Raw genomic sequence first — 16,674 nt, 5'->3', positions numbered from 1 at the left:
CGCAGCGATCGCGGAGAGGCACCATGAGGTTGACGTCCCGAGTCCGCCGCCCGATTCTCGGGGCGATCGCCCTGCTGGCGGGGCTCGTCCCGCCCGTCGCCGACGCCCGCCAGTCCGAGCCGGACGTGACGATCGAGAACATCCGGGTCGGCCTGGCCGAGGACCGGGACGACCAGGTCTTCAAGGTCGGCACCTGGACCCCCGTCCGGGTCGACCTCCGCGCCGGGGCCGAGCCCTTCGAGGGCGTCCTGAGGCTGGCCGTGCCCGACGACGGCGGCGTGCCGACCTTCGTCCGCAGCCGGGTCAGCATCCCGGCGAACGAGACGAAACCCTTCCTCGTCTACGCCCGGCCGGGGGACTCGACCGTCTCTTTCCGGGTCGAGGTCCTCGACGACCGGGGCCGGCGACGGGCCGGGGCCTCCAACGACTCGGCCCTCTGGCTGGAGCCGGACCAGCTCGTGCTGGCCTCCATCGGCAACCCCGGGGGGCTGGAACTGCTGCCGGGGATGCCCGAGTTCCTGACCGGGGACGCCACCCAGGCCTCCCGCCTGCACGTCTCCCGGCTCCGGGTCCCCGAGGGGATCCCCGACCGCTGGTACGGCTACGACGCGGCCGAGGCCTTGGTCCTGGACCTCAACGCCCAGGGCACCCTGGAGGCGCTGCAGGACTTCCGCAGCGAGCCCCTGAAGCAGTGGGTCCGCAACGGCGGCCACCTCGTCCTGGCCGGCGGCTTCCCCCGCTGGGAGCAGGCGAGCAGCCCCGACGCCGTGCTCCGGGACCTGCTGCCGGCCCTGCCGGTCGGCCGGACCGAGACGGGGGACCTCGGGGCGATCGAGTCCTACGTGGGCTCCAACACGCTGATCACCACCCCCGAGCGGCCCGTCTCGGTCACCACCTTCGGGCCGATCCCCGGCCGGGGCGGCCGCGTCCTGCTGGACGACCGCTCCGTCGGCGGCCCGGTCATCGTCCGGGGGCCGTACGGCTTCGGCCGGGTGACCATGATCGGCCTGAGCGTCGACGAGAGCCCCTTCGTCGACTGGCCCGACCGCAAGGCCTTCTGGGCCTCGGCGCTCGACCTCGGCGGCCGGGAGACCTCCGCCCTCGACGCCCCCACCTCCGGGGCCTTCGCCTCGTACGACGTGATCGACCTGTCCAGCTACCTGCACCGCGCCCTCGAGCAGTTCGAGGGGGTCCGGCTCGTCCCCTTCGGCTGGGTCGCCGCCTTCGTCTTCCTCTACATCCTGCTGATCGGCCCCGGCGACTACTTCTTCCTGAAGCGGGTGCTCGGGCGGATGGAGCTGACCTGGATCACCTTCCCGACGATCGTCGTCGTCGTCAGCCTGGTCGCCTACGCCACGGCCTACAAGGTCAAGGGGACCGACCTGCGGATCAACCGGCTGGACGTGGTCGACGTCGACCAGGGCTTCGGCGACGGCGACCGCCACCTCGCCCGGGGCACCAGCTTCGCCACCATCTTCAGCCCCCAGAACCGGGACTACGACGTCACCGTGCTCCCCCTGCCGATCGAGGCCGACGACCCCGGGGCGGCCCCGCCGGCGCCGGCCGAGCAGGTCGACGAGGTCATCACCACCTGGTTCGGCATCGCCGAGCGCCGGTTCGGCGGCATGGGGAACTCCGGCGGCGTCGCCCTGACCAGCAGCGGCTACGCCTACCAATCCCCCGGCGACCCGATGTCCAGCGCCCCCCCCTCGGTGCTGGCCGGCGTCCGGGTGCCGATCTGGACCACCAAGGCCCTGATGGGCTCCTGGTCCGACGACGCCCCCCCGGCCGTCGAGGCCGACCTGAGGGACCCCGGCGCCAACCGCCTGGAAGGGACCCTCACCAACCGCCTCGGCCGGCCGATGGAGGGCGTCGTCATCGCCTACGGCAACGACGTCTACCAGGTCGACCGCCCCATCGCCCCGGGGGAGACCATCCGGGTCGACTCCGTCCCCAACCGCAACCTCTCGGGCTTCCTGGAGGACACCGGGCGGTCCCTCAACGGGATCTACGCCTCGGCCCGGGGGGCCGGCATCCCCCGGGCCGAGCTCGTCCGGGCCCTGAGCTTCGCCCGGGCCGGCCGCCGCCGGGGCCAGACGCCCAACCTCGTCCTGGGGGACCTCGACCTCTCCCCCCAGCTCGACCTCGGCCGGCCGATCCTGATCGCCACGCTCAAGGGTCCCTCCTCGGCCCTGCTGCTCGACGGCGCCGAGCCCGACGCCAGGGAGGACCGGGGGACCGTCCTCCGGGTGCTCCTGCCGGCCCCCTCGGGCGACTGAGGGGCGGGGGATCGACCGACCGCCATCACCCCCGGCCCCGCGAACCGAACCAGACCGGACGCACACCCCCTCGGGACCGAGCGACCCCCTGACGAGGCCACGCCGATGATCGAGACCCGCGACCTGACCAAGATGTACGGCGACCTCTACGCCCTGAACCGGCTGAACCTGGTGCTCAACCAGGGGGACGTCTACGGGTTCATCGGCCCCAACGGCGCCGGCAAGACCACGACCATGCGGATCCTGGCCACCCTGCTCAACCCCACCTGGGGGGAGGCCTACGTCTGCGGCCACTCGATCTACAACGGCGCCAAGGAGATCCGCCGGGCCATCGGCTACATGCCCGACTTCTTCGGCGTCTACGACGACATGAAGGTCATCGAGTACCTCGAATTCTTCGCCGCCGCCTACCGGATCACCGGCCCCGGCCGCAAGAAGATCTGCGAGGAGGTGCTCGAGCTGGTCGACCTGACCTACAAGCGGGACGCCCTGGTCACCAGCCTCTCCCGGGGCATGACCCAGCGCCTCGGCCTCGCCCGGGTCCTGCTGCACGACCCCCAGGTCCTGTTGCTCGACGAGCCGGCCTCGGGCCTCGACCCCCGGGCCCGGATCGAGATCCGGGCCCTGCTCAAGGAGCTGCGGGCCATGGGCAAGACGATCCTCGTCTCCAGCCACATCCTCCCCGAGCTCGCCGACATCTGCAACAAGATCGGCATCATCGAGCAGGGCCAGCTGCTGGTCAACGGCGCCGTCTCCGACGTGATGAAGCAGGTCCGCACCGACGTGGTCATCAACGTCTCGGTCGCCGACCGGATGACCGACGCCGCCGACTTCCTGGAGAAGCAGCCCGAGGTCGATTCGGTCGACGAGAAGACCGACCTGAACGACCACACCTACCTCGTGGTGAAGATGAAGCCCGAGGTCATCACCTACGGCTTCCTCGCCCAGCGGCTGATCGAGAACGGCTTCGAGCTGACCCTCTTCCGCGAGGACGAGATCAACCTCGAGACGGCGTTCATGCACCTGACCAAGGGCATCACCAGCTGAATGGCCCATCGGCCTCGTGGGGTTGAGGGATCGGTTCCGCCCCCCTCTCCCCGCTCGCGGGGAGAGGGCCGGGGTGAGGGGACTTCGAGGATTCGCACCGCCTCGCGCGTCGTCCGATCCCCCTCACCCGGGCTTCGCCCACCCTCTCCCCCGCGGTCGGGGGCGAGGGTCGGGGACGACTGCGCTCGAAGGAGTTCTCCCCGGGTGGGGCATCGAGGCATGGCGCCCGGCGGACCGCCGAGGTCGGACGTCGCCTCGACGGCAGGGACGCCCCCTCCGACTCGGTTTGTCAAAGAACGGTCGGGCGACCACGGGATCGGGGGCCGCCGCGGTTCGATCAGCGCGAAGGATCGTCGCCGGGGGGGCGGGATCGGGTCGGGTCCGGGGATCGGGGCGAGGTCGCGGCGGCGTCGGGCAGGCGTCGGGCCTCCAGGGGAGGCGACCCGGGGCGCCGGTCGGGCGCCCCGGTGCGCCCATCGTGCGCCCGGGGTGCGCCGGGGGCCGATCGCCGTAACCGCTTCGCATCCTCGAACTTGACGCGAGCAGACCGGGCCGGAGGGGCCAGCTCGGCAGCTGTCGAGCCCGGGAGCGTCGACGCCCCCTCGGCGATCGCCGAGGCGCGGGCCGCCTGCCCGATGGTCGTCGGCGCGGGAGGGACGACCTCCGTCGGCTGCGGAGACTGCCGGGGCGTCGGCACCTCCGGGAGCGGGGAGGCCGGCGGGCGGCCCGGGAGGGAGGGGGAGGCCGGCTCGGGGGGGGCCGACCGGGAGTGTCGGGCGTCCATCTTGGAGCGTTCGACCCGGAGCCTCATGATGAGGGAGAGGCATCGGGTCATGTCCCGGAGGGCCTCCCGGCGCAGGCGGTGCCGGGCCTGGCCCTCGGGGCTGGTGTCGACCAGGCTCGACGCCTCGACGGCCTGCCGATCGGGGCCCTCGACCCGGTCCCAGGCGTCGGGGCGGAGGGCGTCGAGCCGGGCGATGCGGTCGGCCACGAGCGCCCGGAGGGCGGCGGCGGCCTCGGCGGGCCCGGTCAGGCCCGGGGGGGCGGCGGCGTCGACGGTGGCCGGGCAGGCGGCGGCGGCCAGGTCCCAGAGCGCCCGGCCTTCGAGGTCGGAGGGGTGGGGACGCCGGGGGGTGCGCCCCAGCAGCTGGAGGGCCGTCACGAGGTCGTCCCCCCGCCATCCCCGGCCGGATTGGAGCAGGCCGAGCAGCGTCCGCCAGTGCCGGGCCATCCAGTCGAGGCCGAAGGCGCTCTCGGACAGTTCGGCGACGGTCCCCCCGGGGTCGTCCTTGAGCCCCTGGGCCCGGCGCCGGATCGCGTGCCGACGCTTCTCCTCCCAGTCGGCCATCGCCTCGCGGCACCTCGGGCGGAGGGCCTGCTCGTCGGCCTCGACGCAGCGGAGGTAGCGGACGTGCTCGACGGCGGCCGCCCGGATCAGGGCCTCCTCGGGGTCGGTCTCGGGCATGTGCTTGCAGGCCCAGCGCTCGACGGTGACGTAGAGCCGCTCGGCCTCCTCCTCGACCCGGGTCCGTCCGGGGCCGGGGTCGGTGAGCTGCGGGGGGGCGATCGGGTCTTCGGTGGTGTCCACGGGGCGGCCTCTCGGGGTGCGGCTCGGGGAGTCGGTGGGGCCCGGCCCGGCGTCCCCCGGGCGGCGTCCGGCGGGCGTTCGGGCACCGGCGTTGACCATAATCATCGTGATTGGGGCGTTTTTCAGTCACACAATCTTGGCGGGGCGGGGGTGGAGGCCCCCCGGGCGGCGGGCCGGGGAGGCCCCTCGGGCCGGGCCGGACGGCCGATGTGCCCGATCGTCGGGGCACCGGCCGGCCGGCCGCCCCCCCCGGCCCGGGACCGGGGCGACGCCCAAGTGATTTCCCCACCGTCGGTAACGCCATGCTCCCGCCTCCCCCGCCGGTCCCGACGCCCGCCGAGGGGGGCTGCGGGGCGGCCCCCCGGCCGGGGGTGCCCGGGATGGGGGACGACCCGGGGCGGGGGGCGTCGGGCCCGACCGGCCGGGTTGCGGTCGTGCAAGTGTCCGACAATCTTGGGAGATCAGCCGATTGACAGGCGAAGGGGAGATGGCTACAAGTAGTGATGGGGTTAATCGGACAACCGTCGAATCGACACGGACATTCCGACGGCCGATCGCGATAAATCGATGGCGCGATTGGTTTTCAAGGGACGACCGGGTCGCGGTTGACGCCCCATACCCCGATGGACTCCGCCCGCGATCCGGGCATCGGAGGAGCGCAGGCGTGGTCGATCACGCCCGGTTCCTCCCCTTGCCGCCTGCCCCGACCTGCCCAACAATCATCGAAACGCCATCGCGGCCCGACGCCGGGCCGGGGCATGCTCCCCGGACCCCGGGGGTGCCGCGTCCCGATGGCCATGCCAACGTATCACGAGGATCTGATGAGCGCATCGTCCCCCCGCCCCCTCCGGATCTCCGCCGCGACCGCGACCCTGGCCCTGATGCTCAGCGGATGCGGCGGCGGCGACCAGGGGGCGGTGATCGAGTTCCCCGAGTCTCAGGTCCAGCCGGTGCTGACCGAATCGAAGGACGCGGAAAACACCGGCGGGTCGATGAGCCAGGGCGATCCCTCGCAATACACCCGGCCCTGATTCGGGCTGACCCCTCCCCCGGCCGGTCGAGGCCGGGGGGCGATCGAACGAGGCCCCGCACCCGCCCCGGCCGCCGCCGCGGGGGGAGGGCTTCGCGTCCGTTGTGCGACGGGTGGGCCGGGCGTCGTCGTGCCGCCCGGCCCGGTCCACGAGCCCCGTCTCCCCCCGATCCGCCTTCCTCCTATCCCAAGGGATTCGTCGAGATGAGTCCGAACTCGTCTTCAAGCCGCCGGTCCGATCGGCCCGGCTTCACGCTGATCGAGCTGCTGGTGGTCATCGCCATCATCGGCGTCCTCATCGCACTCCTCCTGCCCGCCGTGCAGGCCGCCCGCGAGGCCGCCCGCCGGGCCCAGTGCACCAACAACCTGAAGCAGCTCGGCCTGGCGCTGCACAACTACCACCAGACCCACGACGTGTTCCCCGGGGCCTACAACACGGGCCGCCAGGCGGGCTCGATCGGCGTCGGCGGCGCCTGGGGCTGCTACAGCCCGCAGTCGCTGCTGCTGCCGTTCATGGAGCAGAACCAGATCTACAACTCGATCAACTTCAGCTGGATCAACCAGGGCGACAACGGCGCCAACTACTTCGGCGAGCGGAACAACACGACCGCGACCCGGACGCGGATCGGCAACTTCCTCTGCCCGTCGTCGCCGCTGCCCCGGAACACCAACTTCTGGGGCGTGAACGCCCCGGGCAACAACTACTTCGCCTCGTTCGGCGCCAGCGCCGGGTTCTTCGGCGGCTGGAACAACGGCCCGCCGACCGGCCTCTTCCAGTACCTGGGGGCCCCGCTGGGCGTCCGGGACGTGCTGGACGGCACCTCCAACACCGTCGCCTTCGGCGAGTGGCGGACCGGCGACTTCAACCAGAACCTGATGTCGATCACCGACGTGGTGAACATCGCCACGGCGCCCAACGGGTTCGGCAACGACGACCCGAACTCGAACATGCCCTTCGGCGCCGCGGCGCTGCAGGCGACCATCCAGCTCTGCCGGACCACCTGGGCCCCGGTCCCCGCCGGCGGCTCCAACCTGCCCAACCGCAGCTGGCTGGGCGAGCAGTGGATCACCGGCATCCCCGGCCGGACCCTGGGCAACATGCTGCTGCCGCCCAACCCGCAGGGCATCCCCAACTGCATGACCTGCGCCGGCTGCGGCGACTTCGACTCGCCCGGCCTGTTCGGCCTGAGCAGCCAGCACCCCGGCGGCGCCAACATCTGCATGGCCGACGGCTCGGTCCGCTTCCTGAAGAACACGACCGCGCTGAACACCGTGTGGGCCATCGCCACCCGGGACCGGGGCGAGGTCGTCAGCGCCGACCAGTATTGATCCGATCCGATCCGGTCGGGCCCGTCCCGATCGGGCCCGGAGGCCCGTCGGGAGGCCTTCCCCCCCCGACGGGGCCGGAGGCCGGGGTCGTCCTGTCGCCGACCCGACGCCCGACGACGCCCCGGCCCCCTCGTCGCGAGGCGAACCGAAACGCGACGACCCGCCGCACCGGCCGAGGCCGGTACGGCGGGTCGCGTCTTGCGCGTCTCGCGCGATCCGGGCTCAGGTGACCTTGCGATAGGCCATCACCCCGAGGACTCCGAGCACCAGGGCGATCACCACGAAGACGATCACGAGGAACTTGGCGACGTCGACCGCCCCCTCGGCGATCCCCCCGAAGCCGAACACGGCGGCGACCGCGGCGACGATCAGGGCCACGGCGGCCCACTTGAGCAGGGTCATGGCGAACCCCTCCGACGTTCCGGGACCTCGGGCCCGGCCGGGCCCTCCCCCCTCGGGTCGGGTCCGCCGTGCCGAATCGACGTCGGACCGGGTACGCAATTCGGATGCCAACTCCGAAGGCGCGGCGGGTCGCCCCGGCCGGGCCCGTCGACCGGGATGGGAGGCGCCTCGGGCCTTCCGGTGGGGTAAGATCCCTGCGCGCGGCGTGCCGGCGCCGTCGCCCCGGCCGGCCGAGGGGCGTCGGGCGGGGCGGGCCGGACCAGTCCCCCCCCAGTCGAGGCCCCGACGATGGAACCCGCCCGAAGCGTCTCCCTGTCGAGCCCGGCCACCCCGGCCGAGCCCACCGCCCCCGGCGACCCCTGCATCCTGGTGATCTTCGGCGCCTCGGGCGACCTGACCAAGCGGCTGCTGGTGCCGAGCCTGTACAACCTGGCCTGCGACGGCCTGCTGCCGGAGCAATTCGCGGTGGTCGGCATCGCCAAGGACGGGCTGACCACCGAGGCGTTCCGCTCCCGGATGGCGGCCGACCTCCGCACCTTCAACACGCGGAAGGAGTTCGACCCCCGGGCCTGGGACTGGCTGGAGTCCCGGCTCCACTACACCCCGGGGGACTTCGGGGACGAGGAGGCGTACGGGAGGCTCAAGGAGCTGGTCTCCCGGCTCGACGCGGAGCGGGGCACGGGGGGGAACCTGCTGTTCTACATGGCGACACTGCCGTCGCTCTTCGGCCTGATCTCGGAGAAGCTCAACGGCGCCGGGTTCAAGGGCTTCCCGGGCTGGCAGCGGATGATCGTCGAGAAGCCGTTCGGCTCGGACCTGGAGTCGGCCCGGGCGTTGAACCGGGAGCTGCTGGCCCACTGGCGGGAGGACCAGATTTTCCGGATCGACCACTACCTGGGCAAGGAGACGGTCCAGAACATCCTGGCCTTCCGGTTCGCCAACGAGCTGTTCGAGCCGCTCTGGAACCGCCGGCACATCGACCACATCCAGCTGACGGTCTCCGAGGCGGTGGGGGTCGAGGGGCGGGGGGGCTACTACGACAGGGCGGGCGTGCTGCGGGACATGATCCAGAATCACATGCTCCAGATGCTCGCCTACGTCTGCATGGAGCCCCCCGCGTCGTTCTCGGCCGACGACATCCGGGACGAGAAGGCGAAGCTGCTGCGGGCCGTCCGCCGGTACTCCCCCGAGGTGGCGCTGTCGAACGCGGTGCGGGGCCAGTACGGCGCGGGGACCAGGGCCGACGGGGCCGCGTGCCCGGCCTACCGGTCGGAGAAGGAAGTCGACCCGGGGTCGAACACGGAGACCTTCGCGGCGCTCCGGCTGTTCATCGACAACTGGCGATGGGAGAACGTGCCGATTTATCTGAGGTCGGGCAAGGCGCTGTGGAAGCGGGGCACGGAGGTGGCGGTGCAGTTCAAGCGGGCGCCGGAGGTCCTCTTCCGCGGCCCGACGATGCGGCGGATGCCCTCCAACCGGCTGATCTTCCACATCCAGCCCGACCAGGGGATCGAGTCGAACTTCCAGGCCAAGGTCCCCGGCCCGGTGATGCAGCTGCAGTCGGTGAACATGCGGTTCAGCTACGGGGAGTCGTTCCGGGCCGAGCGGGCGACCGGCTACGAGGTCATGATCTACGGCTGCATGACGGGGGACGCGACGCTGTTCTCGAGGACGGATCTGGTGGAGGCGGCCTGGCAGGTCGCGCAGCCGATCCTCGACGCCTGGTCGGGCCGCCCGGCCCGGGACTTCCCCAACTACGACGCCGGGTCGTGGGGCCCGGTGGCCGCCAACGACCTGCTCGAGCGGGACGGCCGGCGCTGGTACGAGGTGATCGACCGGGAGACCCTGGGGCGGGTGCCGCTGTTCCGGGGCGGCGACCCGCTGCTGCTGAACCAGGTGAGCATGGCGCTGCGGCCCCACGCCGTCCCGGCCGGGGAGGTGATCATCCGCGAGGGGGACCCCGGCTCGGAGATGTACCTGATCTGCCGGGGCGAGGCCGAGGTGATCGACGGCGAGGGCGAGGTGCTGGCCACCCTCCGCGAGGGGGCCTGCTTCGGCGAGGTCGCCCTGCTGCTCTCCGAGCACCGGACGGCGACCGTCCGGGCCCGGACCTCCTGCGACCTGTTCGTCCTCGACCGGGCCGACTTCCGGAGGATCCTCCGCGACCACCCGCAGTTCTGCGAGGCGATCACCCGGATCGCCCACGAGCGCTACGACACGAAGATCGACGCCTCGGCGCTCGCCGCCGCCCCGGCCTGACCGGGGCGGGCCCCGGGGGTCGGGCGTCCCGGATGCGGACGGTCAGGTCGAAGCCGGTGGTGGCCGGAGTCGACGCCGGGTCGAGTGGGACGGGCCGTCGCTGATGCGTTCGCCGGGTCTTCATGCGATAATCCGGCCGGTGCGTGGCCATCGAGCCCCGGCCCCGAGGGCCGAGGCCGAGCGACCGACACCGATCGGAGATGCGCCATGGCCGCCGCCGACCGCGACCTCGTCTTCGGACTGCTTGCCCTGCAGAACGGCCTGATCGACCAGGATGAGCTCCTGGCCGCCTTCCGCGCCTGGACCCGCGACCGCTCGCGGCCGCTGGCCGATCACCTCGTCGTCCGCGGCGACCTCGACGCCGACACCCGCTCCGCCGTCGAGGCCATGGTCGCCTTGCACCTGAAGAAGGAAGGCGGCAACGCCGAGCGGAGCCTCGCCTCGATCCCCGTCGGCCGCTCAACCCGCGAGCGGCTCAATGCCCTGGAAGACCCCGACCTGACGGCCACCGTCGCCCGCCTCGGCCCCGTCGCCGGCTCGACCGAGGCCGGTGCCGACGTCACGGCCTCCTACGCCGTCGGCACCGCCACCGCTGACGGCCGGCGGTTCCGAGTCCTGCGGCCCCACGCCAGAGGCGGCCTGGGTGCCGTGTTCGTGGCGCTGGACGAGGAACTGCACCGCGAAGTCGCCCTGAAGCAGATCCGCGGAGTGTATGCCGACGACCCGACCAGCCGCCAGCGTTTCGTGCTCGAGGCCGAGATCACCGGGGGGTTGGAACACCCCGGCATCGTCCCCGTCTACGGCCTGGGGACCTATGGCGACGGCCGGCCCTACTACGCCATGCGGTTCGTGCGCGGCGACAGCCTCAAGGAGGCGATCGACCGCTTCCACGAGGGCGAATCCCTGGAGGTCGACCCCGGCGCCCGGCCGCTGGGGCTGCGCAAGCTCCTGCGCCGGTTCACCGACGTCTGCAACGCCATCGACTACGCCCACGGCCGGGGCGTGCTGCACCGCGACCTCAAGCCGGGCAACGTCATCGTCGGCAAGCACGGCGAGACGCTGGTCGTCGACTGGGGCCTGGCCAAGGCCACCGGCCGGGCCGACCCGGGAGCCGGCGAGCGGACGCTGGTCCTCAGCTCGGCCAGCGGGTCGGCCGAGACCTTGCCGGGCAGCGCGTTGGGCACGCCCGCGTACATGAGCCCCGAGCAGGCGGCCGGCGACCTGGATCGGCTCGGGCCGCGGTCCGACATCTACAGCCTCGGCGCCACCCTATATTGCCTCCTGACGGGGAAGCCGCCGTTCGAGGGGGATGACCTGGGTGCGGTCCTCCGCCGGGTTCGGCAGGGGGATTTCCCACCGCCCCGCGCGCTCGACCCGACGCTCGACCCGGCCCTGGAAGCCATCTGTCTCAAGGCGATGGCGCGGGAGCCTGGGGAGCGCTACGCCTCGTGCCGGGCGCTGGCCGAGGACCTCGATCGGTGGGCGGCCGACGAGCCGGTGACCGCCTGGCGCGAGCCGCCCTCGCGCCGGGCGCGGCGGTGGGCGCGGCGGAATCGCACGGCCATGGTGGCCGCCGCCGTGACGCTGGTCGCCGTCGTGGTCGGCCTGGGGGTCGTCGCGGGCGTCCAGTCGCGGGCCAACGGCCAGCTGCGGCTGGCCAACCGGGAGACGGGTCGGGCGCTCGAAGCGACGAGGAAGGCGCAGGCCGCGACCCGGGCGGCGCTGGAGCAGTCGGAGGAATCCCGCACGCAGGCCGAGGCGGTCGGCGCGTTCCTGGTGCAGGCGTTCCGCAGCCCGGACCCGTCGATGGATGGACGGCAGGTGAGGGTGGCCGAGATCCTGGATCAGGCCGTCGAACGGCTCGAAACGGAGTTCACCGGATCGCAGGCGACTCGGGGGGCGCTGCTGGACGCCCTGGGCCGGACCTACCGCGGGCTGGGCATGCTCGAGAAGGCCGAGGGCCTGCTCACGAGGGCCCGCACAGTACTCGAGGGCGTCCTGGGCCCCGACCACCCCCAGACGCTGGCCAGCCGAAGCAACCTGGCCAACGCCTACATGGACGCCGGTCGGACGTCGGAGGCGATCGCGCTCCACGAGTCGACGCTGAGGCTCTTCGAGGCGTATCTGGGCCCCGACCACCCCGACACGCTCCAGTGCCGCAACGATCTGGCCGTGGACCACTGGTACGCCGGCCAGGTCCCCAAGGCGATCGCCCTGCACGAGGAGACGCTCAGGCGCCGCGAGGCGACGCTCGGCCCCGACCACCCCGACACGCTGCAGAGCCGCCAGAACCTGGCCATCGCTTACTCGACCGGCCAGATGTCGAAGGGGATCGCGATGTTTGCCGAGGTGCTCCGGCTCCAGGAGGAGAAGCTCGGCCCGGATCATCCGCACACCCTCGAGAGCCGCAACGACCTGGCCGCCGCCTATCGCGAGGCCGGCCGGCTGCCCGAGGCCATCGCGCTGGACGAGGAGACGCTCCGGCTCCGAGAGGTACGGCTCGGCCCCGATCACCGTGAGACGCTCAGCAGTCGCTCCAACCTGGCCCTCGACTACGCCGCCGCCGGGCGGCTACCCGAGGCGATCTCGCTGGCCGAGGAGGTGCTCCGGCTCCGAGAGGCGACGCTCGGCCCCGACCACCCGGAGACCCTCATCGGCCGCCTCAACCTGGCCGACCTCTACCGGGATGCCGGCCGGCCGGAGGCCATCGGGCTGAACGAGGCGGCGCTGAAGCAGCTGACGGACAGGCACGGCCCCGACCACCTCCACACCCTGATCTGCCGCAGCAACCTGGCCGCCTCCTACCTCCAGGACGGCCGGCTGCCCGAGGCGGTCGCGTTCTGCGAGGCGACGCTCGGGGCCTGCGAGGCGACGCTCGGCCCCGACCACTTCGTCACCCTCTGGAACCGCGGCAACCTGGCGACCGCCTACGAGTCGCTCGGCCGGTGGTCCGAGGCCGAAGGCCTGCTGCGCGACGCCCTGGCCAGCCGGCGCAAGACCGAGACCCCCGACAGCCACCTGGTGGCCGGCGACCTCGCCCAACTCGGCCGGGACCTGCTCATGCAGTCCCGGTGGTCCGAGGCCGAGCCGATCCTGCGCGAGGCCATGGGGATCGCCGAAAAGGCGCCGGCCGACGACTGGAGGCGCTACGACGCGATGAGCCTGCTCGGCGGGTCGCTGGCGGGCCAGGGTCGCTATGCGGATGCCGAGCCGCTGGCCGTCGCCGGCTACGAGGGGATGATGGGGCGAGAGTTGAGGCTCACCGTGCCGGAGCGGCACCGCTTGCGGGAGGCGGCGGTGCGGCTGGTCCGCCTCTACGAGGCATGGGGCAAGCCCGAGAAGGCGGCGGAGTGGGAGGTGGGGCTGGGAACGGCCGATCTGCCCGCCGACGTCTTCGCCCAGCCGTGAGCGTCCCGTGCGCGGCGTTGAGGCGGGGCAAGCCTCGGGGCTGCCGGCCGAAGTGAGTCACCCTGTCGAGTGCATCTCTCGCCTGGAAAGACGCCCCCGGAACGGGTGGACTTCCGATGGTCTTGGTGTGCGACAGGCCGAGAGCCCGGCGGGGAAGCCGCCGATCCGAGGCGATCGACGCATCGATGGTCGCCGGGGGACGCAAACGCCGCGTCCCCCGGCGACCGGATGCGCAGGGGCCATGGGCCACGCGGATCGGCGATCATCGGATCCCGGACATCGGGCGTCGGGCCTCCCCGGCCCCGGCATCAGGCCGCCGATCGTCCTCAGGACGGGGCCTCAGCCCTCGTCCCGGCCGTGGACCTGGGCGGGGGGATGGGTGGCCTCGACGGCGGTGAAGGGCTCGAGGATCTCGTAGTGGTGGGTCGCGCCCCGGGGGACGACCCAGGAATCCCCGGGTTCGAGCCTGATCCGCTGGCCTTCGATGTCCAGCTCGGCCCGGCCGTCGATCACGTATCCGACCGTCTCGTAGTCTCGGGAGTGGGGGGAGTCGCGCTCCCCGGCGGGCTCGCCCCGCCAGAGCCGCATCGCCATCGACTTGCCCGAGGCGAGGTAGGTCTGGCCCATCTCTCCCCGGGGGGACTGCGCGGACTGGACCTTCTTGACGGTGGTGTCGGCCATGGTGATGCCTCGTGGTTGACGCCGCATTGGGCGGAGTTCCTCGGGCATCACCGGCCGCGAACCCCGTGCCGAACGCCCCGGGATCCGGTCAGCCGAACAGGGCGGTGACGGGGACGCCCCGGTTGATGGGCAGGGGGCGGCCGACGGGGTCGACGATTTCGGTCTCGGGGGAGATCCCCAGGGCGTGGAGGATCGTCGCCGCCAGGTCCGCCGGGCCGACGGGGTCGGCCTCGGGGTGGGCGGCCCAGCGGTCGGAGGAGCCGAAGACGGCGCCCCCCCGGATGCCCCCGCCGGCCAGGACGGCCGAATAGCAGCGCGGCCAGTGCTCGCGGCCGGCGACGGCCCGGGTGATCCGGGGGGCCCGGCCGAACTCGCCGACCCAGACCACGAGCGTCTCGTCCATCATCCCCCGGGCGGCCAGGTCGTCGATGAGGGCGGAGAGGCCGCGGTCGGTGGGGGGCATGAGGCGGGTCTTCAGGCCGTTGAAGTTGTCGCCGTGGGTGTCCCAGAAGTTGATGCCGTCGTCGTGCCAGTTGACGGTCACCAGCGGCACGCCGGCCTCGACCAGCCTGCGGGCCATCAGCAGGCACTGGCCGTGGATGTGCCGGCCGTAGCGGTCCCGGGTCTCGGGGGGTTCCCGGTCGACCCGGAAGGCGCCCCGGGCCTCGGCCGAGAGCAGCGCGTCGAAGGCCCGCGCGCGGTAGTCGGACCAGGCGGGGGCGTCGACGGCGTCCCGCTCGAACCGGGAGAGCAGCGCGCGTCGGCTCCGGACCCGGTCGTCGGCCAGGCCCTCGGGCAGGCCCAGGCCCTCGACCCGGAAGCCCTCGAGGTTGGGGTCGCCGGGCAGCAGGAAGGGGTCGAACGACTTGCCGAGCCAGCCGCCGTGCTGCCCCGGCGCCTTGCCGCCGGGGGCGGCCGGGTGGGAGACGGTCCAGGGCATGATGACGGAGGGGGGCAGCGCCCCACCGACCGGCCGGACCCGGGCGACCAGCGCGCCGAGGTGGGGCCAGTCGTTGGGGGAGGGGCCGTCGGCGTCGGAGTGGGGCCTCGGGGCGAGGTGGCCGGTCTGCAGGTGGTGGACGCTGGAGAGGTGCGCCGGGTCGTCGTGGGTCATCGATCGGACGATCGCCAGCCGGTCGAGGCGGTCGGCCAGCATCGGGAAGTGCTCGCCGATGCGGACCCCCGGCACCCTCGTCTCGATCGCCGAGAACTCGCCCCGGATCTCGTCCGGCGCCTCGGGCTTCGGGTCCCAGGTGTCGAGCTGGCTCGGCCCCCCCCAGGCGAAGACGAGGATGCAGGCCTTCGCCCGGCCGGTCGTGGTCCGGGGGGCGGCCGTCTCCGGCATCGGGGCGGCCGACGCCTCCCGCGCCCGGAAGAGGCCCGGCAGGGAGAGTCCCCCCAGCGACAGCGCCCCGGCCCGCAGTGCGTCCCGACGCGTCTGGCCGGCGGTGAGGAAGCCCCGGCAGGAGGCGCGGTCTCGCGTCCCATCCATCGTGCACACCCCAGGGAAGGCGGGATCGAGGGGCTGTTCAACGTTCGCTCAACATCGCCCCTCACGGGAACTGTACCAGGGCGGCCCCGGGGCGTCCAGCAGATGTTGAACCCAGGAACGGCGCGACGTTTGCGACGATCAACCCCCCATACGCCCGATCGCGGCCGAGGACGAGACGATCCGGGAGGTCCCAGAGATGCCACGCAGACCCATCCTCTCGGCCGCCGCGACGCTGGTCGCCGCCTGGGCCACGACGGCGGCGGCCCAGGGGCCGGCGGCGACCGTCGAGATGACCGGCGAGAACACCTTCGAGCCGAGGGGCGTGGTCATCGAGGCCGGCCAGTCCGTCCGGTGGACCAACCCTTCGTCCGTCGTCCACACCGTGACGGCCGACCCGGACGAGGCGGACGACCCGGGCAACGTCTCGCTCCCCGAGGGGGCCGAGCCGTTCGATTCCGGGGACGTCGAGCCGGGCGGGTCCTATTCCCGGACCTTCGACGTGCCGGGCACCTATCAGTACGTCTGCCTGCCCCACGAATCCATCGGCATGATCGGGACGGTCGAGGTGACGGATCCGGGCGCCGGGGAAGCCTCGGAGGGGTCGTCGGGCTCGGGGCCATCGGGCCCGGATCCCGGATCCGGCTCGGGATCGGGGGGGACGGGGTCGAAGGGGTTCGCGGCGAACCTGGTGACCTGGCTGGGGAAGCTGCACCCGCCTTCGGTGAGCTTCCCGATCGCGCTGGTCCTCTCGGCCCTGCTGGCCGAGGTGCTCTGGTCGGCGACCGGCCGCCCGCTGTTCGACCACTCGGCGCGGTTCTGCGTCTGGGTCGGGGCGATCGGGGCGGTGGTCTCGGTGACGCTCGGCTGGTGCTTCGCCGGGTTGGCGTGGTCCGACGGCGACCGGGTGATGACGACGCACCGATGGGTGGGCACGTCGGCCGGGCTGTTGGCGCCGGTGGTGCTCGTCCTGGCCGAGGCGAGCCGGAGGCCGGGGGGCCGATCGATCCGGCCCTGGTACCTGGGGCTGCTGGTCGTCGCGGCGGTCCTGGTGGGCCTGAACGGCCACTTCGGCGGCCTGATGGCCTACGGCGAGGACTACTACGCCTGGCCGGGATCGGGCTGATCCCCGCCCGCCCGGCCGGGACCGCCGGGCGGGCGG

11 protein-coding genes are annotated in these 16,674 nt (G+C 72.9%); 7 read left to right on the top strand and 4 right to left on the bottom strand.

Annotated elements, in window-relative coordinates; all coding sequences use genetic code 11:
* Window positions 1-23: 23 nt before the first annotated feature.
* Window positions 24-2,279 (top strand): hypothetical protein, encoded by a 2,256-nt coding sequence (locus ElP_RS00710; RefSeq protein WP_145266325.1) that lies wholly within the window; start codon window positions 24-26, stop codon window positions 2,277-2,279.
* A gap of 105 nt (window positions 2,280-2,384) precedes the next feature.
* Complete coding sequence (locus ElP_RS00705) at window positions 2,385-3,326, top strand: ABC transporter ATP-binding protein (RefSeq protein ID WP_145266323.1); 942 nt, start codon at window positions 2,385-2,387, stop codon at window positions 3,324-3,326.
* A gap of 337 nt (window positions 3,327-3,663) precedes the next feature.
* On the opposite strand, the gene ElP_RS39215 is transcribed toward ElP_RS00705, so the two are convergent.
* Entirely contained in the window at window positions 3,664-4,914 is a 1,251-nt protein-coding gene (locus tag ElP_RS39215) for a hypothetical protein (protein ID WP_231749895.1), read from the bottom strand.
* 821 nt (window positions 4,915-5,735) lie between these two features.
* Here ElP_RS39215 and ElP_RS00695 point away from each other — a divergent pair.
* The gene (locus ElP_RS00695; RefSeq protein WP_145266319.1) at window positions 5,736-5,945 is read left to right on the top strand and encodes a hypothetical protein; all 210 of its coding nucleotides are present in this window, start codon (window positions 5,736-5,738) and stop codon (window positions 5,943-5,945) included.
* A gap of 203 nt (window positions 5,946-6,148) precedes the next feature.
* Window positions 6,149-7,273, top strand: a complete 1,125-nt coding sequence (locus ElP_RS00690) for a DUF1559 domain-containing protein (RefSeq protein WP_145266317.1) — start codon at window positions 6,149-6,151, stop codon at window positions 7,271-7,273.
* A gap of 222 nt (window positions 7,274-7,495) precedes the next feature.
* Here the strand turns inward: ElP_RS00690 and ElP_RS00685 are convergent, their stop codons facing one another.
* On the bottom strand, window positions 7,496-7,669 hold the full coding sequence (locus ElP_RS00685) for a DUF1328 family protein (RefSeq protein ID WP_145278107.1): 174 nt from the start codon (window positions 7,667-7,669) through the stop codon (window positions 7,496-7,498).
* Window positions 7,670-7,963: 294 nt separating this feature from the next.
* Between ElP_RS00685 and zwf the strand changes: the two genes are divergently transcribed.
* Both zwf and ElP_RS00675 read left to right on the top strand, forming a co-directional pair.
* Window positions 7,964-9,934, top strand: coding sequence for a glucose-6-phosphate dehydrogenase (gene zwf / locus ElP_RS00680; protein ID WP_145266315.1), 1,971 nt, complete (start codon window positions 7,964-7,966; stop codon window positions 9,932-9,934).
* Between the two features lie 207 nt (window positions 9,935-10,141).
* Window positions 10,142-13,342, top strand: coding sequence for a serine/threonine-protein kinase (locus ElP_RS00675; protein ID WP_145266313.1), 3,201 nt, complete (start codon window positions 10,142-10,144; stop codon window positions 13,340-13,342).
* Window positions 13,343-13,681: 339 nt separating this feature from the next.
* Here the strand turns inward: ElP_RS00675 and ElP_RS00670 are convergent, their stop codons facing one another.
* Together ElP_RS00670 and ElP_RS00665 are read right to left on the bottom strand one after the other, a co-directional pair.
* Complete coding sequence (locus tag ElP_RS00670) at window positions 13,682-14,023, bottom strand: cupin domain-containing protein (protein WP_145266311.1); 342 nt, start codon at window positions 14,021-14,023, stop codon at window positions 13,682-13,684.
* A gap of 88 nt (window positions 14,024-14,111) precedes the next feature.
* Window positions 14,112-15,515, bottom strand: a complete 1,404-nt coding sequence (locus tag ElP_RS00665; protein ID WP_145266309.1) for a DUF1501 domain-containing protein — start codon at window positions 15,513-15,515, stop codon at window positions 14,112-14,114.
* Between the two features lie 196 nt (window positions 15,516-15,711).
* Between ElP_RS00665 and ElP_RS00660 the strand changes: the two genes are divergently transcribed.
* Window positions 15,712-16,638 (top strand): DUF2231 domain-containing protein, encoded by a 927-nt coding sequence (locus ElP_RS00660; RefSeq protein ID WP_145266307.1) that lies wholly within the window; start codon window positions 15,712-15,714, stop codon window positions 16,636-16,638.
* Window positions 16,639-16,674 lie beyond the last annotated feature (36 nt).

This window comes from Tautonia plasticadhaerens (genome assembly GCF_007752535.1).
In the GTDB taxonomy this organism is placed as follows: Bacteria; Planctomycetota; Planctomycetia; order Isosphaerales; family Isosphaeraceae; genus Tautonia; species Tautonia plasticadhaerens.
This window is presented reverse-complemented; position numbering and strand designations above follow the sequence as displayed.